The 19648-nt window shown below is 72.9% G+C and carries 17 protein-coding genes; 12 read left to right on the plus strand and 5 right to left on the minus strand.

What is annotated here, in order from left to right:
• Positions 1-253 precede the first annotated feature (253 nt).
• The 5 genes from H295_RS0101850 (at position 254) to fabF (ending at position 6018) form a co-directional block, all read left to right on the plus strand.
• Positions 254-2518 (plus strand): MMPL family transporter, encoded by a 2265-nt coding sequence (locus H295_RS0101850; protein WP_020133640.1) that lies wholly within the window; start codon positions 254-256, stop codon positions 2516-2518.
• Positions 2515-3537: a hypothetical protein gene (locus H295_RS42605; protein WP_020133641.1), complete on the plus strand. Its 1023-nt coding sequence runs from the start codon at positions 2515-2517 to the stop codon at positions 3535-3537. Before H295_RS0101850 ends, H295_RS42605 begins: the two co-directional genes overlap by 4 nt.
• A 117-nt stretch (positions 3538-3654) precedes the next feature.
• Positions 3655-4494, plus strand: a complete 840-nt coding sequence (locus tag H295_RS42610; protein ID WP_020133642.1) for an IclR family transcriptional regulator — start codon at positions 3655-3657, stop codon at positions 4492-4494.
• Positions 4491-4736 (plus strand): acyl carrier protein, encoded by a 246-nt coding sequence (locus H295_RS0101865; protein WP_020133643.1) that lies wholly within the window; start codon positions 4491-4493, stop codon positions 4734-4736. Before H295_RS42610 ends, H295_RS0101865 begins: the two co-directional genes overlap by 4 nt.
• 19 nt (positions 4737-4755) lie before the next feature.
• The gene (gene fabF, locus H295_RS0101870; protein WP_020133644.1) at positions 4756-6018 is read left to right on the plus strand and encodes a beta-ketoacyl-ACP synthase II; all 1263 of its coding nucleotides are present in this window, start codon (positions 4756-4758) and stop codon (positions 6016-6018) included.
• 186 nt (positions 6019-6204) lie between these two features.
• On the opposite strand, the gene H295_RS0101875 is transcribed toward fabF, so the two are convergent.
• Positions 6205-7206: a helix-turn-helix domain-containing protein gene (locus H295_RS0101875; RefSeq protein ID WP_234021548.1), complete on the minus strand. Its 1002-nt coding sequence runs from the start codon at positions 7204-7206 to the stop codon at positions 6205-6207.
• A 37-nt stretch (positions 7207-7243) separates the two neighbouring features.
• On the opposite strand from H295_RS0101875, the gene H295_RS0101880 reads away from it, so the two are divergent.
• Positions 7244-8035 carry an IclR family transcriptional regulator gene (locus H295_RS0101880; protein ID WP_020133646.1) on the plus strand — a complete coding sequence of 264 codons (792 nt, stop codon included), beginning with the start codon at positions 7244-7246 and terminating at the stop codon, positions 8033-8035.
• Positions 8036-8123: 88 nt separating this feature from the next.
• Here the strand turns inward: H295_RS0101880 and H295_RS0101885 are convergent, their stop codons facing one another.
• A complete protein-coding gene (locus tag H295_RS0101885) occupies positions 8124-9707 on the minus strand; it encodes a carboxylesterase/lipase family protein (protein ID WP_078616537.1) in 1584 nt (527 codons plus the stop codon).
• Positions 9708-9957: 250 nt separating this feature from the next.
• On the opposite strand from H295_RS0101885, the gene H295_RS0101890 reads away from it, so the two are divergent.
• The gene (locus tag H295_RS0101890; RefSeq protein ID WP_020133648.1) at positions 9958-11001 is read left to right on the plus strand and encodes a LacI family DNA-binding transcriptional regulator; all 1044 of its coding nucleotides are present in this window, start codon (positions 9958-9960) and stop codon (positions 10999-11001) included.
• 555 nt (positions 11002-11556) lie between these two features.
• Positions 11557-12018, plus strand: a complete 462-nt coding sequence (locus tag H295_RS0101895; protein ID WP_020133649.1) for a helix-turn-helix domain-containing protein — start codon at positions 11557-11559, stop codon at positions 12016-12018.
• A gap of 35 nt (positions 12019-12053) precedes the next feature.
• On the opposite strand, the gene H295_RS0101900 is transcribed toward H295_RS0101895, so the two are convergent.
• Positions 12054-12593 (minus strand): peptidoglycan-binding domain-containing protein, encoded by a 540-nt coding sequence (locus H295_RS0101900; protein WP_020133650.1) that lies wholly within the window; start codon positions 12591-12593, stop codon positions 12054-12056.
• A 301-nt stretch (positions 12594-12894) separates the two neighbouring features.
• On the opposite strand from H295_RS0101900, the gene H295_RS0101905 reads away from it, so the two are divergent.
• Both H295_RS0101905 and H295_RS0101910 read left to right on the plus strand, forming a co-directional pair.
• The gene (locus H295_RS0101905) at positions 12895-13527 is read left to right on the plus strand and encodes a VOC family protein (protein ID WP_020133651.1); all 633 of its coding nucleotides are present in this window, start codon (positions 12895-12897) and stop codon (positions 13525-13527) included.
• A 52-nt stretch (positions 13528-13579) separates the two neighbouring features.
• On the plus strand, positions 13580-13981 hold the full coding sequence (locus H295_RS0101910) for a VOC family protein (RefSeq protein ID WP_106960750.1): 402 nt from the start codon (positions 13580-13582) through the stop codon (positions 13979-13981).
• On the opposite strand, the gene H295_RS0101915 is transcribed toward H295_RS0101910, so the two are convergent.
• Both H295_RS0101915 and H295_RS0101920 read right to left on the minus strand, forming a co-directional pair.
• On the minus strand, positions 13964-14629 hold the full coding sequence (locus tag H295_RS0101915) for a helix-turn-helix domain-containing protein (protein WP_028808962.1): 666 nt from the start codon (positions 14627-14629) through the stop codon (positions 13964-13966). The genes H295_RS0101910 and H295_RS0101915 overlap by 18 nt on opposite strands.
• A gap of 255 nt (positions 14630-14884) precedes the next feature.
• Positions 14885-16030 (minus strand): YihY/virulence factor BrkB family protein, encoded by a 1146-nt coding sequence (locus tag H295_RS0101920; protein WP_020133654.1) that lies wholly within the window; start codon positions 16028-16030, stop codon positions 14885-14887.
• Between the two features lie 171 nt (positions 16031-16201).
• Between H295_RS0101920 and H295_RS0101925 the strand changes: the two genes are divergently transcribed.
• Both H295_RS0101925 and H295_RS0101930 read left to right on the plus strand, forming a co-directional pair.
• Positions 16202-17836, plus strand: a complete 1635-nt coding sequence (locus H295_RS0101925) for an acyl-CoA dehydrogenase family protein (protein ID WP_020133655.1) — start codon at positions 16202-16204, stop codon at positions 17834-17836.
• A 378-nt stretch (positions 17837-18214) separates the two neighbouring features.
• Complete coding sequence (locus H295_RS0101930) at positions 18215-19510, plus strand: GAF domain-containing protein (RefSeq protein ID WP_020133656.1); 1296 nt, start codon at positions 18215-18217, stop codon at positions 19508-19510.
• Positions 19511-19648 lie beyond the last annotated feature (138 nt).

Raw genomic sequence — 19648 nt, forward strand, 5'->3', positions numbered from 1 at the left:
CGACGATCGCTGTAACACTGCTCTCCGGGCAGAGCATTGCTCTCATCCGAGAGCGCCAATCTCCGCCACGCGGCAGCACGTCAGCCCTGGCCGCGTTTCCCCACGTCAGTGCCTATGAGCCCGGAAGCACAGCGGTGCTTCCCGGCCGGACGGGTCTCGCCCGCACCGGCCGTTCAGGGGCATCCAGTCCCCCGTCGCACCCGTTCCGGCCCGGTCGGCCCGCGGGTACAGCCGTAGAAAGGAATCCCGTGTGATGGCCACTTCGGTGCCCTCCGGGAGCGCCAGGACGAACCGCCGCGGTCCCTGGTTCACCCTGCTCGCCGGATTACTGTTCCTGCTGGTCGCCGGTGCCGCGAGCGCCGGAGTACTGACCCATCTGAAGTCGGGCGGGTTCGACGACCCCGGCTCCGACTCGGTGGCCGCCGCCAAGGCGCTGGAGCGCTCGTTCCCCGACAGCCAGCCCAACCTGATCGTCCTGGTCAAGGACACCGAGAACGGCCTCGACGGCGCACCGGCCCGGGCCGAGGCGGACGCCGTGCGCAAGGCGGTGTCCGGCACGTCCGGCGCCCGGATCGTCGCCTCCTGGTTCGAGACGCCCGACCCGAGCCTGCGGTCCGGCGACTCGGGGCTGATCCTCGTGCGGATCGACGGCGACGAGAACGAGAGCATGCGCACCGCCGACGACCTGCACGAGGAGCTGTCGGACACCGACGGCGGCGTCTCGGTCTCGTTCGGCGGCATCACCGCCGTCAACGACGACATGAACAAGCAGGTCGAGAAGGACATCGTCGCGGCCGAGACCATCGCGATCCCGATCACCCTGCTGCTGCTCGTCCTGGTCTTCCGCGGTCTGGTCGCCGCCCTGCTGCCGATGCTCCTGTCGGTGCTCACCATCGTCGGGGCCCTGGCCGCCGTCAACGTCACCGCGCAGTTCACGGACGTCTCGGTCTTCGCGGTCAACCTGATCACGGCACTCGGGCTCGGGCTCTCGGTGGACTACAGCCTGTTGATCGTCACGCGCTACCGGGAGGAACGGGCGGCGGGCCGTACCGACGCCGAGGCGCTGCGGATCACCCGTGCCACCGCAGGCCGCACGGTCGCGGTGAGCGGCGGCGTGGTCGGCGCGGCACTGGCCACGCTGCTCGTCTTCGACCAGTACTTCCTGCGCTCCTTCGCGGTCGCGGGCATCGCGGTGGTACTGGGTGCCGTGCTCGGCTCCCTCTACCTGCTGCCGGCCGCGCTGCGGCTGCTCGGCCACCGGATCGACGCGCTCGGGGGGCGTCGGCGCAAGCTGCCGGCACCGCCCGCGGAGACCTTCTGGGGCCGTGTCGCGGGCCTCGCCTTCCGGCGCCCCGCCCTTCTCGCCACTCCGGTGATCGCCCTGCTGCTGCTCATGGCGGTGCCCTTCGCGGGTGCCCAGTTCGGCGTGCCGGACGAGCGGGTCCTCCCCAAGGGGGCCGAGAGCCGAGTGGTCAACGAGGCGGTCCGCGCGGACTTCGGAGCGGGCGACGACCGCGCCCTGAACGTGGTCTCCGAGGACTGGAAGGCCACCGGGAGCGGGCTCGGACAGTACGCGGCCGACCTGTCGAAGGTCGCCGGCGTCACCCGGGTCGTCGGTTCCGCCGGGGTGTTCCAGGACGGGTCCAGGGTCGCGGCACTCGACCCGGCGGCTGCCGCCGGTTACCGCAGCGGGGACGCGGTCCGGCTCCAGGTCCAGACGGACGTCGTGCCGTACTCCGAGAAGGGCGGCGACCTCGCCCGGGCGGTCCGCGCGGTCACGCCGCCCGGCGGGAGCGAGGTCCTGGTCGGCGGGCAGGCGGCCCAGCTGGTGGACATCACCCACTCGATCGCGGCCAAGCTGCCCCTGGCGATCGTCCTGATCAGCGTGCTGAGCCTGCTCTTCCTGTTCCTGCTGACCGGCAGCGTCCTGATGCCCGTCAAGGCCCTGCTGTTCAACGCGCTCAGCCTCGTCGGCATCCTCGGCGTCGCCGTCTGGATCTTCCAGGACGGCCATCTCTCCGGCCCGCTCGGCTTCACGCCGTCACCGCTGGCCGTGTCGATGCCGGTGCTGGTGTTCTGCATCGCCTTCGGCCTGTCCATGGACTACGAGGTCTTCCTCGTCGCCCGCATCAAGGAGCGCCACGACCGCACCGGCCGTCTGGAGAGCTCGGTGCGCGAGGGGCTCGGTGCGAGCGGGCCCGTGATCACCGCGGCCGCGGCCATCCTCGCGGTGTCCTTCTTCGCGATGCTCAGCTCCGGGGTCTCCCTGATCAAGATGTACGGCCTGGCCACGGGCCTCGCCATCGTGGTGGACGCGGTCCTGGTGCGCGGTGTGCTGGTACCGGCGTTCATGCGGGCCGTCGGTCCCTACAACTGGTGGGCCCCCGCGCCGCTCAAGGCCCTCCACCGCCGCTTCGGCATCAGCGAGTCCGCCGAGCCCGAGGCGGCCCCGGCCGGCGCCGCACCCTCCTCCGACCGATCCGGGACAGCCCCCCAGACGACGGGATCACGTCCGTGACCGACACCGAGAGCACCCCCGTCCGCAGCATGGACCGGCTGCGCGAGATCGCCGGCGTCGCCGCCCGGGCGGCCAACGCCCACAACACCCAGCCGTGGGAACTGCGGTTCCGCTCCGACCACGTCGAGGTGGGCTGGCGCCCGCAGTACGCGCTGGGCCCGAGCGACCCCGCGCACCGGGACCTGCGACTCTCCCTAGGCACCTACGTCGAGAGCCTGCTGATCTGCGCCGCCGAGGCGGGGATCCCGGTGCGCTACGAACCCGACTTCGACGTGGACGCCACCCGGGTCGGCCTGCTCCGCCCCGACGCCTGGCCGACGGCGAGTCCCCGCTCGGTGGCCGAGGTCGAGGGCCGGCGGGTGTGGCGGGGCGCCTGGAAGCGGGAGCAGGTACCCGCGGAGGCCCTCCACCGAGCGCGGCGGACCGCCGAAGAGGCCGGTTTCCGGGTGGCCGTGGTGCCCACGCAGGCCGCCCGGCCCCTGCTGGTGAGGGCGTACCACTGGTTCTTCGGGGACGCCGGGATCGCCGCCGAGCTGCTGGTCTGGGCCCGGCTCACCCCCCGTCACCCGGAGTACCGCCGGGACGGGCTGAACGACGTGATGCTCGTGCTGAGCAGGGCCGAGGCGCTGGCCATGCGGATGTTCTTCGCACCCCCGGTCTACCGCGCCCTGCGCCCGCTGGGCCTGGTGCGGCTGCTCACCACCCTGTCGTCGGGCGCGACCAGGGGCGACGGCGTGGTCCTGGTCGTCCTCGGCAAGGGGAACGACCCGGCGGACGAGGTGGAGGCGGGCCGGCTGGTGACCCGGCTCTGGCTGGACCTCTTCCGGGACGGGATCCACGTCCATCCGCAGAGCCATGTCATCGACTGCCCCGGCACCGTCGACGACCTGGCCCGGCTGTGCGGGGCCAAGGACGGCGAACGCCCGCTGGTGTTCTTCCGGGTGGGCTATCCGGCGACCGACCCGGCCGCACGGCCCCGTCATCCGCGCAGGGAGAGCGCGGAACACATCTCGGCGTGAATTCCGCGGTCCCCGCCGGGCGGGCGGGGACCGCGGCCGACAGGCCAATGACCGGCATCCCCGGGAACGCCATGCGAATGCACCACCGCGAGTCGCACGACGAAAGGGTTCTGCCGAATGTCCATACCATCACCCGCCGCGGATCGTTCGGTCGTCGAGCGCACGCTGAGCGTCCTGGGAGCCTTCGACACCGGAAATGTGCGTCTGACGGTGAGTGAGATCAGCCGCCGCTCCGGGATTCCGGTGGCCACCGCTTATCGCATCGTCGCGAAACTTCTTTCCTGGGGCGCATTGGAGCGTGCCGAACACAACCGGTACACCATCGGTCTGCGCCTGTGGGAAATCGCCCTGCTGGCACCGCGGCATTCCGACTTACGCAGCGCGGCGGTCCCGCACATGTTCGAGCTGCGCGCGATGACCCGCAGCGCCGTCCTGCTCTCGGTGCGGGACGGGGACGAGGGCATCTGCCTGGAGAGCGTCTCGGGCACGGCCCGGCCGCTGCACAGGTCCTGGTCCCGGGGGCACCGCTTCCCCCTGCACGCGACGGCCTGCGGACGGGTCCTGCTGGCCGCGGCCGACGACACCACGTGGGAGGAGATCCACACCCTCGGGCTGGGCCCGCACACCCCGAGGACGGTCACCGACCCGGCCGTGCTGCGCGGACTCGTCGAGCAGGGCCGGCGCCAGGGGTTCGCCGTGTGCGACGGCGAGCTGCTCGACGGGGTCGTCGAGGCCGCGGCCCCCCTGTATGACGCCGACGGGACCGCCGTGGGTGCCGTCGGTCTGGTCACCGACCGCGACCGCACCCCCCACGACCGCGACCGCACCGCCCACATCCACGACCTCACCCGGCCGCTGCTGACGGCCGCCGGGCGCATCTCCCGGAGCCTCGCGCTGCGGACCAGGACCGAAGGACAGCACCACTCGTCGACCGACAAGCAGAGGAGCAGGACATGAACACCGTGCAGGAAGAGGTCCGCAGCGGTCTGGCGGACATCGTCAACGAGATCGTCGGAGCGCCGCTCGACGAGGTCCGCCCCGAGCAGTCCTTCGCGGACGACCTGGACGTCGACTCCCTGTCCATGGTCGAGGTCGTGGTGGCCGCTGAGGAGCGCTTCGGGGTGACCATCCCGGACCAGGCCGCCGCCGGCATGAAGACCGTGGGCGACGCCATCGGCTACATCATCGCCAACCGCTGACCGACCAGGAGGCGTTCGCATGTTCTCGACAGATCGCAAGGTGGTCGTGACCGGTGTCGGAGCGACCACGCCACTCGGCGGTGACAGCGCGTCCACCTGGCAGGGGCTGCTGGCCGGCCGCTCCGGGGTGCGGCTGGTGACGCATGCCTGGGCCGCCGAGACCCCGGTGCGCATCGCCGCGGAGGTCGCGGTGGAACCCGCCGAGCTGCTCCCCAGACCCGAAGCCCGCAAACTCGACCGCTCGGCACAGTTCGCGCTGGTGGCGGCCCGTGAGGCCTGGGCCGACGCCGGCTTCACGGGACCGGCGGGCACGGACGGCACCGCCGATCCCGACCGGCTCGGGGTGGTCGTCGCCTCCAGCATCGGCGGGGTGATCTCCCTGCTGTACCAGCACGACGTGCTGCGGCAGCAGGGGGTGCGCAAGGTGTCGCCGCACACCATCCCGATGATGCTGCCCAACACGCAGGGCGCCAACGTCGGACTGGCCCTGAACGCCCGGGCGGGCGTGCACTCCCCCGTGAGCGCCTGCGCCTCCGGCTCGGAGTCGGTCGGCTACGGCATCGACATGATCCGTTCCGGCCGGGCCGACATCGTGGTCGCGGGCGGGACCGAGGCGGCCATCCACCCGCTCACCATCGCCGGCTTCGGCAACATGATGGCGATGTCCAAGCGCAACGACGACCCGGCCGCGGCCTCGCGTCCCTACGACCGCGGCCGTGACGGCTTCGTCATGGGCGAGGGCGCCGGGGTCGTCGTCCTGGAGTCCGCGGAGCACGCGGAGCGGCGCGGGGCGCGCGTCTACGCGGAGGCCGTCGGGCAGGGGCTGTCGGCGGACAGTCACCACATCACCCAGCCGGAGCCGTCGGGGCGGGGCATCGTCGCCGCGCTCTCCGGTCTGCTGGACTCCTCCGACCTGGTCCCGGACCAGGTGGTCCACGTCAACACGCACGCGACCTCCACGCCCAAGGGCGACGTGTCCGAGGTGAGGGCGCTGCGGAAGGTGTTCGGCGAGGCCATGGACCACATCGCGGTGTCCGCGACGAAGTCCATGACCGGCCATCTGCTGGGCGCGGCCGGCGGTGTGGAGAGCGTGGCGACGGTCCTGGCGCTGCACCACCGGCTCGCGCCCCCGACGATCAACATCGACGACCTCGACCCCGAGGTGGACGCCGACATCGTCCGCGGTGAACCGCGACCGCTCCCCGGGGGGCGCATCGCGGCCCTGAACAACTCCTTCGGGTTCGGCGGTCACAACGTGGTGCTCGCTTTCCGCACCGTCTGACGTGCGCAGCTGTGGGTTTGGCCGCCCGCTGTACGCGATCACAGTCTCCACAGTGCCGGGAATGCGGATCAACCGGCCTTCCATTCAATGGAAAGGCACCGGAACGCTCCCGGTGGAATGACCTCTCGATACCGGCCGGTCAGTTACCGGCCGGTATCGACGTCTCGTCAGGAAGCGCCGTTTCCCTCATCCGTCGAAATTCACTCCGTGAACGCGCCGAAAGGCACCCGGGGTCATCTGCACCAGGCGTATGAAGAACTTGGTGAAGTTGCTGACCTCGGTGAATCCCAACTGCCGGGCCACCGCGCCGATGGGGAGCCGGGTGTGCGCGAGCAGGCGGCGCGCCTCCAGCGCCACCCGGGCGTCGATCACCCCCTTGGCGGAGGTGCCGATGACGGTCCGGCAGGCCCTGGACAGGGCGTGGCTGGTGCAGTTGAGGGCGGTCGCGTAGTACTCCACCCGGCGGGTGCGGTGGAACGAGCGGTCCAGGTCCTGCCGGAACCGCTGGAAGAGCTCCAGCTCGCTGTGGTCGATCTCGTCCTGGGCGAGCCGGCACTCCTGCCGACTGCGGCAGACCCTGGTGACGGTCAACAGCACCACCGACAGCAGGTGTTGCAGAATATGCTCGCCCATCGCGCGCTCGGTGCAACGGAATTCCTCGCGCAACAAGTCCAGGACGCGCCCGAGTTGACCCATTTCCGGCTCCTCCAGCTGCCAGAACGAGGGGCGCAGCACGTCGTCGAGCGCGCCCACGGTCGCCTGCATCGGCAGCGGGAACGCCTCGGTGAACAGGATGACTTCGCCCTTCATCCCGGGTTGCGGCGCGTACCTGACGATCTGGTTCGGGCGCAGCCACAGCAGGCTGCCGGGACGGCACTCGATGCACGAAGAGTCGACCGAGAAGATACCGGTGCCCTCGGTGACCAGCAGGATCTCGTGGAAGCCGAGTCGGTGCGGGGAGGACAGAAGTGTCTGCGGAACCTTCTCGAGCAGGTCCTCGAGCGACATCACCGAGATACCGGAACCCGATCGGCAGACGGGGGTGTAGGGCACGACGGGAATCGGCAGGCGTGCGAAATCGACCATAGAGGTTCCGGAATCGACCTTTCTCAAGTCACTTAAGAATTCAATGATAGTCCTGGCCGCCCGTTCCGGATCACACCGGTGCAGCATGCGCGACTCGGACACCGCTCGCATTGCGTGCAGAGGAAAGGAACGAGACGGGATGACCACCCCCCACGTCGGCGCCCCGGAGCGCTCGCTCGTCGATCGCGCCCTGAGTGTGCTCAGTGCCTTCGACCGCCAGAACCGCACGCTCACACTGAGCGACATCAGCAGGCGCTCGGGTCTCCCGCTGGCGACCGCGCACCGCATCGTCAACCGACTGCACAGCTGGGGCGCCCTGGAGAGAGGCGAGGAGGGCAGTTACAGCATCGGGTTACGGCTCTGGGAGACCGGAACCCTCGCCCCACGCTGCTCACCGCTCGCCGAGGCGGCCCTGCCCCATCTGATGGACCTGCGGGCCCGTGCCTCGGCCGGCGCGCTGCTGGTGATCCGGGACGGCCTCGAGGGCGTCTGCCTCGCCATCGCCTGGGGCGGGGCCGGCGCCCCGGTGTGCCTGCCCGAGTCCGGGGACCGCATGCCGCTGCACGCGTGCGCCGCGGGACTCGTGCTGCTCGCGCACGCCGACGACGCCGTCCAGAACCATGTCTGCGAATCGCCGTTGCGGGCGTACACGCCCACGACCCCGGCTCATGGCGCCGCGCTGCGGCAGGCCCTGGCGAAGGTCCGGCGGGACGGCTACGCGGTGACCCACCGCACCCTGGATCCGGACTGCGCCTCCCTGTCCTTCCCGGTGCGCGGAGCGGGCCGGGCCGTGGTCGCGGCGGTGGCCGTGGTGGCTCCCGCGGACACCTTCCAGCCCGCGAAGGTGGCCCCCCTGGTCTCCGCCGCCGCGGACGCCATCTCCCAGCACGCCCGGTCCTCGACCCTACGGCCGCCCCGCGCCACCCCCTGAGGGCAGCCGCTTCCCACGCGTGCCGGCGCCCGGGCAAGGGGCCGCAGTGACCCGACTCACCGGCGTCGGCCGACCCCGCCCGGCCCCCTCAGTGCTGCCGCCGGGCGAGCCCCGTCCGCCGCAACCGCCGTACCACGGAGCGGAGTTCCGCCGTCCTGGCCGGCCAGCCCTCCGCCGGTTCCGAGACCGGGGCGGTCTCCTTCGTGGTCGTGTCCGCCGTCCACACCGCGAAATCGCGGTCCCGAGGGCCGGACTCGACGTACGGGTCGCCCTTGCCGAAGACCTGGACCGGGTGCGTGGCGTCCCAGGGGCGCCAGCCGGGATCGCCGTCCGTGGCGAAGCGCACCCAGGCACCGTGCATGGCGGCGGCGAGCTCGGCCGGGGCGCCCTCGCCGGCGAGCTTGGCCGACTCCGGGACGTCCCCCGTGTCGAAGACGAAGCCCAGTTCGAGGGCGTGGCAGGCGCCGAGGTCGGGGAGATGGGAGGGCCAGGCGAACTCGTAGACGTACGACGAGCCGGGGCGGGCCTCGGCCAGGCGGTGCAGGGGGATGCGCAGGAGGTGGTCGGTGACCATCTGGCCGACGATGTCGGCGGTGCCGGCGTCGGGGTGCAGGGCGCGGTAGCCGCGGACCACCTCGGAGCCGCAGTGGCAGCGGGCCATCGCACCGGCGAGGGCGACCGGGCCGAGCCGGTCGACCCGCTCCAGGAGGCCGCCGGGGACGAGCCAGAGGCGGTACTCGTCGCTGGTCCAGCCCAGCATCAGCTCGACCTCGCTGGCCACCGAGCCCTCGACGAGCGCCTCCAGGGGGTCGCGGGGCACGAGGTCACCGTCGATCACGATGCCGAAGGCCGGGCCGCCGAGGACCGGGCTGCTGAGGCGGCCCACCTCGGCCTGGGTGCGCAGCAGCAGGTCGCGGTCGACCTCGGCGAAGGCGGCGGCGGTGGCGGGGACCTTCAGCCGGGTCGCCATGCGGCGCACCATCCGCCGTACCTTGTCGCGGTCGCTCGCCTCGGGCGGCCCGCTCTGCAGGACCGCGCGCCGGAACAGCCCCTGGGCCTGCGGGGCGGCGAGCAGGGCGCCGATGCTGATGGCGCCGGCCGACTGCCCGGCCAGGGTGACGCGGCCGGGGTCGCCGCCAAAGGCCTCGATCGTCTCGTGGACCCAGCGCAGGGCGGCGAGCTGGTCGCGCAGGCCGGGGTTGGCGGGGGCGTCCGGGAAGAGGCCGTAGCCCTCCACGCCGAGCCGGTAGTTGACCGAGACGAACACCACGCCGTCCCGCGCGAAGGCGTGTCCGTCGTACACCGGCACCGCGGAGGACCCCCTGGTCAGGGCACCGCCGTGCAGCCACACCAGGACCGGGAGGCGGGCGCCGGGGCCTGGTTCGGGCGTCCAGACGTTGAGGTTGAGGCAGTCCTCGCCGGGGACGACCGGGTCGGAGAGGTACTGCGCGAAGGCGTCGGAGTACGGCGGTTTCGGGGCGGTCGGCCCGAAGTCGGCGGTGTCGCGGACACCGTCCCAGGGCTCGGGCGGGACAGGGGGCCGGAAGCGGTTCGGGCCGAAGGGCGGGGACGCGTAGGGGATGCCCCGGAAGACCGCGACCCCGTCCTCGTGGCGGCCGCGTACGGCTCCGTACGGCGTGCTGACCACGGGATCTGTCCGGACTGCTGCCATGTGACCACCAGCCTCCTCAGCGCGCTTGTGCACCGTGAACAACAGAGCACCACATTTCGGCCCGGTATTCCGGTGCAGAGCGCGTCAAGGCGGCTGCTCGGCGTAGTCGGGATGCGGTCGGCGGGGCCCGGCCTCTTCCCGACTCAACCGGGCGAACCTAGGGTAGGAAGCGCTTGCTGCCTCGCGCTTGCCTTTCCGCGCTGGTCGAGACTTCCATGGCCCTCGGGCGGGCCGGAGAGGGTGGTTCCCGATGGTCCGCACGGGGAGTGCGAGCGTGGCGGCCGGTCCGACGCTGGCGGTGGTGGCCCGGGAGGCGGGTGTGTCGGTGCCGACCGCCTCCAAGGTGGTCAACGGCCGCGAGGACGTGGCCCCCGAGACCCGCCGCCGGGTCACCGAGGCGCTGGACCGGTTGGGCTACGTCCGCAGACCGAGGTTCGACGCGGCGAAGTCGTCCGGCCTCGTCGACCTGGTCGTGCACTCGCTGGAGACCTCCTGGTCGGGGGCGGTGCTGCACGGTGTGGAGGCGGCCGCCCACGACGCCGGACTGGAGGTGGTCGTCTCCGCCGGGCTGACCCGGAACCGGGCCGGCCGCCCCGAGCGCGGCTGGCTGGACAAGCTCACTGGGCGCGGGTCCTCGGGCGTGCTGTTCAACCTGGCCGAGCTGTCGCCGGCGCAGTACGGGTGGCTGGACCAGCACCGGATCCCCTACGTCCTGATCGACCCGGTCCTGGAGCCGCCGGCGGGCGTGGTCTCGGTGGGCGCGGCGAACTGGCAGGGCGGAGTGACCGCGACCGAGCACCTGCTCGCGCTGGGCCATGAGCGCATCGCGGTCGTCGCCGGTCACCAGCGCAAGATGTGCAGCAGCGCGCGGGTGGCCGGCTACCGTTCGGCGCTCGCGGCGGCGGGGGTCGCGCAGCGGCCCGAGTACGTCCGTCTCGCGGGCTTCGACGAGAGCACCGCGTACCGCCGCACGCTGGAACTCCTGGACCTGCCCGAACCGCCCACCGCGGTCTTCGTCTGCTCCGACAGCATGGCGCTCGGCGTGTACGCGGCCCTGGCCGAACGCGGCCTGAAGGTGCCGGACGACATGAGCGTCGTGGGGTTCGACGACCTCCCCGAGGCCCGCTGGGCCACCCCGGCCCTCACCACGGTCCGCCAGCCCCTGTCGGAAATGGCGGCGACGGCCCTGCGGCTGCTGGTCCGCATGATGGAGGGCGACCGCCCGGAGAGCACCCGCACGGAACTGTCGACGCGGCTGGTGGAACGGGCGAGCACGGGGGCGCCGCACGGCTGAGCGAGTTCGGGCACCCTGGGGTCTGTCGGTGGCGGCGGGGCCGGGCACCCTGGGTCCTTCGGCGGCGGCGAGGCGGGCACCACAGACCCCCCGATGGCGTCGGGGCCGGCCACCAGACCCCCCCCCGGGTAGCGTCGAAGCCGGGCACCCCGAGCCCCCGTCGGTGGCCTGTCGTGCGCTCGCCGGCTGCCGTCTGAGCGGACGAAGACGGCGTCCGCCGCGACCGGGGCCGCCTGGCCCGCGGCGACCCGCAGCCCTCCCCGGCCGCGCCGTGCGCATCCGGCGCGCGGGACGGGCCGTGCGACCGCGGACAGGCCGCGCGCGAGGAGGCGGGGGCCGTCGGCGGGGCGGCCCTGGCCGACGTCCGAGCCGCCCCGGCTATGCCGCGGGTTCGTCCGCGTGCGTCCCTGGTCGTGGGCCTGTGTGCGTCGGAATCGTTCAGCTTCGGTCATCCGTGGGCGAGGGGAACTGGCCGGGTCGGACGGGCGTCGAACGGTGCGGCGGGGAGGGGCCGTCGCCCCGGCCCGGGCGGCGGCGAGCACTTGGGGGACGACCATGACGCGCTGGCGGCCGCTGCCCGACGCACTGCCGAGGGAGGCCCGGCATCTCGTCGAGCAGCTGCGGCAGCTCAAGGACCGCACGGATCTGAGCCTCGCGGAGCTCGCCCGGCGCACCGCGTACAGCAAGTCGTCCTGGCAGCGGTACCTCAGCGGGGCCAAGCAGCCGCCACGCGGTGCGGTGCGGGCGCTGTGCCGGGTGGCGGGCGCGGACCAGGCACGGCTGCTCGCGCTGTGGGAACTGGCCGACCCGGTCTGGCCGTACGGCCCGGTGGGCCCTTCGGTGCCGCCGCGGATCCCGGCGGACGGGGTGCCCGAGGCGGCCGCCCCGCAGGCCGTGGCGGCGGCCGTGCCCGGTCCGGAGCACCGGCGGTGGCGGGCGGCGGCACTGGTGGCGTTCGCGGTGATCGTGCTGCTGGTGGCGGGGGTGCTGTGGGCGTGGCCGTCGGGGAGCGAGTGACGGCACGGCCGCTCCCGCTCCCCCGCCGACAAGGGTCAGCCGACCTGGTCGTAGTAGGCGTTGCGCCAGCTTCCCCTGCCCTTCAGCTTCACCCGGTACTTGCCGCCGACCCGCTTGAAGTCGACGTCCCGCTTGTCGCCGTCGTAGCGGACGGTGCCGCCCGAGAAGGGGCCGTGCAGCCACTGCTGGGCGAACTCCCAGCTCTGGTCGGTCACCACCCCGTCGTTGTCGGTGAGACCGAAGCGCTCCTGCCACCACTGGGTGGCCGACTCGGTCTCCGGGCCGAAGGAACCGTCGATCCGGCTCTTGGCGAAGTTGTGCCAGTCCCCGTCGTCGTCCTGCCACTTGGCGCCGTCCGCGTACAGGACGGACTGCCACAGCGCGGTGGCGTTGCCGGTGGCGTGGTCGTCGACGCCCAGGTTCTCCTCGTCCTGGAAGTCGTCGCTGACGACTCCGTTGCCGTCGATCCCGTAGTACGGGGCCGCCTCCGCCGCCGGCGCCACGGCGAGGCCGATGGTCCCGGCGCCCAGCAACACGGCCGTCACCGTCGCGGCGGCCCGCTTGCGCATGCTCATGGATGTCTCCCTTTCCGAACCGCCGTGGTTCCCCCCGTGGTTCCCCCTGGGGCGGTTCGCTTCGCTCGGCACGGCACAGCGTCACAGGGCTGAGGTGCGCACGGCGAGAGCCGCTCGCGTCCCCGGTCCGGCGGGGGACGGTCCGCCCGGTGTACGGCGGCTCGGTCCGGGAGCGCGGGACGTACGGGGACCCGCCGGGTCGGGATGGGACGGGTTCGGCACCCTGCCCGGGCGCTCCGGCCCGAGCGCAGGCCGCCGTGGGTGTTCCCTCGGGCGGTCACGGGTGCGTAGCCTCGGCGCGGTGAACGCGATTCCGGCAGGCCTCGACCATCTGGTCCTCGCGACCCCCGACCTGGCGGCGACGGTCGCCGACTTCACCCGGCGCACCGGCGTCGTGCCCGCCCCCGGCGGCGTGCATGTCGGACGCGGCACCCGCAACCACCTGGTGGGGCTGGGCGGCACCGCCTATCTGGAGATCATCGGGCCGGACCCGGAGCAGCCGGAGCCCACGGGCCCGCGCCCCTTCACCGTGGACACGCTGCCCGCCGCCCGCGCCGTCACCTGGGCGATCAGCCCGCCCGACCTGGACGCGGCGGTTGCCGCCGCCCGGTCGCGCGGCTACGACCCCGGGGAGATCCGCCCGATGAGCCGCCGCCGCCCCGACGGCACCCTCCTGGAGTGGCGCCTCACGGACGGCGTCACCCAGCACCCCTCCGGCCTGGTCCCGTTCCTCATCGACTGGGGCGCCTCCCCGCACCCCACGGCCTCGGGCCTGCCCGGCACTCCCCTGCTCTCCGTCGCGGCGACCCACCCGGCCCCGGACGAGATCCGCCCTCTTCTCGCCGCCGTCGGCACCGACCTGCGCCTGTCCGAGGGCCCGGTGGGTCTCTCCTTCACGGTGGACACCCCGCGCGGCCCGGTGAGCTTCGGATGACGTGTCCGATTCCTTCAAGACCTGGCCCGGCAGCCCCGTCTACCGTGCCGGTATGACTCCACGATTCGACGCCATCGGCCTGGTGGCCTCCGACATGGCCGCGTCCGTCGCCTTCTACCGGCGGCTCGGTCTCCCCTTCCCCGAAGGCGCCGAGACCCAGCCGCACGCCGAGGCCGAACTCCCGGGCGGGATGCGGCTGATGCTCGACACCGAGGAGACGGTCCGCTCCTTCCACCCCGGCTGGCGGGCCCCGGAAGGAGGCAGCCGCACCGCCCTCGCCCTGCGCTGCGACAGCCCCGCCGAGGTCGACGCCGTGTACGAGCGGCTGGTGGGCGAGGGGGCCCACGGGGAGCTCAAGCCGTGGGACGCGGTGTGGGGGCAGCGGTACGCGTCCCTGCACGACCCCGACGGCAACGGCGTCGACCTGTACGCCCCGCTACCCGGCGGCGAGTAGCCGCGTCAGTGGCACGCCGGTCAACTCCCTGACGTCCCGGGCGAGATGGGCCTGGTCGGCGAAGCCGCACCGGGCCGCCGTCGCCGCGTAGGGCACGCCGGCCCGGGCCAGCGCGAGCGCCCGCTGGAGCCGTAGGATCCGGGCCAGCGTCTTCGGCCCGTACCCGAAGGCGACGAGGGATCGGCGGTGCAACTGCCGTGCCCCGAGCCCGAGTTCATCGGCGGTCACGCCCACCGGCCGACCCGCGCCGAGGGAGGCCACAAGGGTGCGCAGGACGGGGTCGGCCGGGGTGGCGCGCTCCAGCGCGATGTCCTCGAGCGCGGTGGCCGGGTCGGCCGCCCCGGCGACACGGCTCCCCAGCCGCCGTACCTCCGAGGCGGGCCACAGGTCGGCCAACTCGACCCGGAGGTCCCGTAGTTCGTGCGCGGGGACGCCGAGGAAGGCGGGTGCGGAACCGGGCTGGAAACGCAGGCCGGCCCAGGTGCCGGGGGCGCCTGCGGTGACGTACGCCCGAGTGTCGGGGCCCGCGACCAGCAGCCGCCCGTCGTTCCAGAGCAGGTCCATGCACCCGTCGGGCAGAACGCGCCCGACACCGTCCCCGACCCAGAGGACGGCACCGGCAAGCCTGGACACCCGTTCCGTGTACACCCACCCAGGCTAGGACGCCCGGACGCCGACCGCCCGGGGGCTCCTGCGCACCCCTCTTGCCGATCTCGCCGCGCCGGGCCCGCGGGCGAGGGCGAGGTCGTCGGGGTGCAGTCGGAGCCCCCCGTGTCGGGTACGGACGACGGCCTGCCCGCGGACCCTTGCGGGGCACGAAAGTCACCCCACTCGGGGACGGCGCTGTCGGTCCGTGCGGATGGCCTCAGCCCCCGTCGGCCCCGACCTGGCACCGCGCCCCCGTCAGGGCCCCTCCGGCTTGTGCGGGGGATGGGTCGACTTCGCGTGGGTGCGCAGGCGGGACGTCACGTCCTCCGGTGGCAGGAAGCGGGACCACCGCTCGGGGAACTCCGAGGGCATGTCGGGGTCGTCCGGGTCGACCTCGGTGTCCCGGACGGCCGCCGCCGCGCGGGCCACGTACTCGGCGACCTGGGCCTCCCGCACCCGCTCGTTCGCGGCGCGCGCCGCCGCCGTCGCCGCGGCCGGCCAGACGCGGTCGATCGCCGCGTTGACGGCCGCGCCCACCAGGACCGCGAAGGCCGAGACGCCGATCCACAGGAGCACGGCGACCGCGGCCGCCAGCGAGCCGTAGATCGTCGCGCCCTCGATGGTGCTCTGGAGGTAGATCCGGAGCAGGAAGCTGCCCAGGACCCACATCGCCAGGGCCACCAGGGCGCCGGGGACGTCCTCGATCCACGGTGAGCGCACCGGGACGGACACGTGGTACAGCGTCGTCAGGAAGGCGACGGACAGGATGATCACCACGGGCCAGTACAGGACCTGCACGACCGTCGCCGACCAGGGCACGATCCGCACCACCGCGTCCGGCCCGGCCACCATCAGCGGCAGCGCCACCGAGCCGATCAGCAGCGCCGCGATGAACAGCGCGAACGCGACCAGGCGGGTCTTGACGATGCCCCGGACGCCGTCGAGGCCGTACATGACGGTGATGGTGTCGATGAAGACGTTGACCGCACGCGACCCGGACCACAGGGCGAAGAGGAAGCCGACGGAGATGACGTCGGGACGGCCGCCCTTCATCACGTCGTCGAGGATCGGCTGCGCGATCTGCCGTACCCCCTTGTCGGACAGGACCGTGCGCGCCGCGGCCAGGAGGTTGGCCTCCAGGCTGCTGATGCTGTCGGTGCCGGTCCAGTCGTCGACGTAGCCGAGCAGGCCGATGAGGCTGAGCAGCAGCGGCGGTACCGACAGCAGCGAGAAGAACGCGGCCTCGGCGGCGAGCCCCAGGATGCGGTACTCGACGCACGAGTTGACGGTGTCCTTGAGCAGCAGCCAGGCGGTCCTGCGCTTGGATACGTTCCGGTAGAGGGCTCGGGCCCGGTGGAGCCGCCCGGAGGGTTGTTGAGGGGATTCGCTTGCTGCCTGCACGACCTAAAGGTATCCGCCAGGAGAGCGTGCACTCATCCCCCGGTCCCGGGGCGGGGCACACACCGCAGGGCCCTGACCTAGCCCCGAACCGGCCGCCGCCCCCGAGACGACACCGCCCACCCCCGTGTCCGTCATGTGACCCACCCCGCACCCCGGGGTACTTTCGCAGGCATGGCAGGCACCACGCACACCGTGACCAACCAGCCCCCGCCTCTGATCGGCTACGACGTCTACGGCGCCGACCTCGCGCTGAAGGAGGCCGTGGCACGGCATCTCGACCCGGACCTGCTCGACGAGGTCGACGGCGAGCTGTCGGCGCTCGGCCGGGCCTGCGGCTCCGCGCAGGTGCAGGAATGGGGTGCCCAGGCCAACGAGAACCCGCCCCGGCTGCGCACCCACGACCGCCACGGCCACCGTGTCGACGAGGTCGAGTTCCATCCCGCCTGGCACCGCGTCCTCGGCAAGGGCGTCTCCGCGGGCCTGACCGCCGCCTGGGCCCGCCCCGGCGGACACGTACGACGCGCGGCCGCCTTCCTGCTGTGGACACAGGTCGACGCGGGCAACTGCTGCCCCCTGTCGATGACCCACGCGGCGGTACCCGCCCTGCGCACCGACCCCGATCTCGCCGCCGAGTGGGAGCCCAGGCTCACCTCCATGGTCTACGACCGCGAGCTGCGGCCCGCCCACCTCAAGGCGGGGGCGCTGTTCGGGATGGGCATGACGGAGAAGCAGGGCGGCAGCGACGTCCGGGCGGCCACGACGACCGCCCGCCCCCTCCCCGACGGCGAGACCTACGAGCTCACCGGCCACAAGTGGTTCTGCTCGGCCCCCATGTCGGACGGTTTCCTGGTCCTCGCCCAGGCCCCCGGCGGACTCACCTGCCTCCTGGTCCCCCGGGTCCTGGAGGACGGCACCCGCAACCCGTTCCTCCTCCAGCGCCTGAAGGACAAGCTCGGCAACCGCTCCAACGCCTCCGCCGAGGTCGAGTTCGAGGGGACCTGGGCCCGCCGCGTCGGGGACGAGGGCCGCGGCGTCCGCACCATCATCGAGATGGTCGCGGCGACCCGGCTGGACTGCGCCCTCGGCTCGGCGGGCCTGATGCGCCAGGCCGTGGCCCAGGCGATCCACCACTGCACGCACCGCGAGGCCTTCGGCGGCAAACTCGTCGACAAGCCCCTGATGCGCAACGTCCTGGCCGACCTGGCCCTGGAGTCCGAGGCGGCGACCACCCTCGCGCTGCGGCTGGCGGCCGCCTACGACAAGGGCGACGAGCAGGAGCGCGCCTTCCTCAGGATCGCGGTACCGGTGGCGAAGTACTGGATCACCAAGCGCTGCACACCCCTCGTCACGGAGGCCGCGGAGTGCCTGGGCGGCAACGGCTACGTCGAGGAGTCGGGCCTCCCCCGCCTGGTCCGTGAGTCACCGCTGAACTCGGTCTGGGAGGGTGCCGGCAACGTCCAGGCCCTGGACGTCGTACGGGCCCTCGGGCGGGAACCGCAGGCCCTGAACGCCTACCTCCTGGAGATCGGCCGCACCCGGGGCGCCGACCACCGCCTGGACGCCGCCGTCAAGAGCCTCTTCACGGAACTGGCCGACCTGGAGGGCATCGAGGGCCGGGCCAGACACCTCACCGAACGCCTGGCCCTGGTCCTCCAGGGCTCCCTGCTGGTCCGCCACGCCCCACCGGAGGTCGCCGACGCCTTTTGCGCGTCCCGCCTGGGCGGGGACGGGGGCACGGCCTTCGGCACCCTGCCCGCCGCGCTCGATCTGGCGAAGGTGGTGGACCGGGCCGGGCCGCAGGCCTGAGCCCGACAGGGGCGCGGGGCTGTGTCGATGTGCGGCTCCGCCGCGTGGGCGCGACAAGCCCCCACCGGCCCGCAGCCGCAAACGCACCCAACGAGGCACAACCGTAGGCGCCCGGCCCAACCGTCGGAGACGGGGGTGGTGCTGCGCCGACACGGCACCACCCCCGTGATGGCCCACAGGCCGAAAAACGCCGCTGCGAGACGACGTCCGCTCAAGTTTCAACCAGGCCGGGGCGCACCACCAGGGTTGCAGGGGGTTGCAACTTCCTGGTGACTGTGGCCGGACCGTCCTCGTTCCCCGGACGCGAGCGGCACTATTGGACGGACAGTCAAGACAGCCGGTCACGACGCACAGCCACGACGGACGGAGGGCGGACCCGTGCCGATCTCGCCGACCCATGTGACCCGCCTGGCCGCCGTGGACTCGGCTCGCGCGGCCAGGGTGCTGAGCGAGGTCCGCTCCGCCACCCTGTCCGGCCGGCCCGCCCCGCTCGCCCCGCGTCCGGTGATCGAGGAGTCCTGGAGTCGCATGCTGCGCGGTGGCGTTGACCCCGACCACGATTTCCGGTCAGGGCTGCTGTCTCCTGAGGAGGTCCAGCGGCGCCGGGAGGACACCCGGCTCCGGCACGTCCTGCCCGTTCTCAGGGACGGACTGCTGGCGGTCGCGGACGTCGCCCACCACATCATGGTCGTCGCCGACGAGGACGGCCGGGTGCTGTGGCGGGAGGGCAGTTCGCCGGTGCTGCGCAAGGCCGACGGCACCGGCTTCGAACTCGGCGCCGACTGGCGGGAGAGCGTCGTCGGCACGAACGGCATCGGCACCCCGGTGGTGGTGGGCCACCCCGTGCAGGTGTTCGCCTCCGAGCACTTCGTGCGCTCGCAGACCTCCTGGACCTGCACCGGCGCCCCCATCAAGGATCCGCGGGACGGCCGCCTGATCGGGGTGGTCGACGTGAGCGGGCCGCTGGACACCATGCATCCGGCCACGCTCGCCTGGGTCGACTCGGTGGCCAAGCTCGCCGAGGCGCGGCTGCGCGAGCTGCATCTGACCTCGCTGGAGCACCTGCGGGCCGTGGCGTCGCCGGTGCTCGCCCGGCTCACCGGCAGGGCCCTGGTGGTGGACCGGGACGGCTGGACGGCGGCGGTGACCGGAATGCCGTACCCGAACCGGATCGCGCTGCCCAAATCGCCGTCGCCGGGACGCCGTTGGCTGCCCGCGCTCGGTCTGTGCACGCTGGAGCCGCTGGCGGGCGGCTGGTTGATCCGGGCCGCCGACCAGCCGGAGCCGCCCGGCGTCACCCGGATCGTCCTCGATCTCGCGCACCCCCGCCGCTGGACGGTGACCGTGACGGCGGGGGGCGGCGCGGTCGCCTGGAGTCACGAACTGAGCCCCCGGCATGCCGAGTTGCTCTATCTGCTCGCCCTGCACCGCTCGGGCCGCACCGCGGCGGGCCTGGCCGAGGACATGTTCGGCGATCCGGTCCGTACGGTGACGGTACGGGCGGAGATGTCCCGAGTACGGCGGTACCTCGGGGCCTTCCTGGAGCATCGGCCGTATCGTTTCTGCGAGGAAGCGGAGGTGGAGGTGCTGCTTCCGGAGAGTCCCGCCGACCTGCTGCCGCACTCGACGGCCCCGGCCGTGCTCGGGGCCCGCGCCGTCACCGAGACCGAGTGAAAACCCTCGATCCGGGCGTATCTCCCGCATAATTGCACGGTCTTCGCCTCCAACCGCGCCGTACTGCCGTAGCATCGCTCTACGGGCCACCCCACCTGCTCCTCGGTCAACGTACGGATCATCAGGCGCAGTTGGCCC

The organism is Streptomyces sp. 351MFTsu5.1 (assembly GCF_000383655.1).
GTDB lineage: Bacteria > Actinomycetota > Actinomycetes > Streptomycetales > Streptomycetaceae > Streptomyces > Streptomyces griseorubiginosus.

Bases quoted from the DNA above. Each gene is read 5' to 3' on its own strand.
- H295_RS42610 (WP_020133642.1), top strand. From the start codon at position 3,655: ATGTCCATACCATCACCCGCCGCGGATCGTTCGGTCGTCGAGCGCACG.
- H295_RS0101910 (WP_106960750.1), top strand. From the start codon at position 13,580: ATGACTCCACGATTCGACGCCATCGGCCTGGTGGCCTCCGACATGGCC.
- H295_RS0101900 (WP_020133650.1), bottom strand. From the start codon at position 12,593: ATGAGCATGCGCAAGCGGGCCGCCGCGACGGTGACGGCCGTGTTGCTG.
- H295_RS0101865 (WP_020133643.1), top strand. From the start codon at position 4,491: ATGAACACCGTGCAGGAAGAGGTCCGCAGCGGTCTGGCGGACATCGTC.
- H295_RS0101880 (WP_020133646.1), top strand. From the start codon at position 7,244: ATGACCACCCCCCACGTCGGCGCCCCGGAGCGCTCGCTCGTCGATCGC.
- H295_RS0101925 (WP_020133655.1), top strand. From the start codon at position 16,202: ATGGCAGGCACCACGCACACCGTGACCAACCAGCCCCCGCCTCTGATC.
- H295_RS0101895 (WP_020133649.1), top strand. From the start codon at position 11,557: ATGACGCGCTGGCGGCCGCTGCCCGACGCACTGCCGAGGGAGGCCCGG.
- H295_RS0101850 (WP_020133640.1), top strand. From the start codon at position 254: ATGGCCACTTCGGTGCCCTCCGGGAGCGCCAGGACGAACCGCCGCGGT.
- H295_RS0101885 (WP_078616537.1), bottom strand. From the start codon at position 9,707: ATGGCAGCAGTCCGGACAGATCCCGTGGTCAGCACGCCGTACGGAGCC.
- H295_RS0101890 (WP_020133648.1), top strand. From the start codon at position 9,958: ATGGTCCGCACGGGGAGTGCGAGCGTGGCGGCCGGTCCGACGCTGGCG.
- fabF (WP_020133644.1), top strand. From the start codon at position 4,756: ATGTTCTCGACAGATCGCAAGGTGGTCGTGACCGGTGTCGGAGCGACC.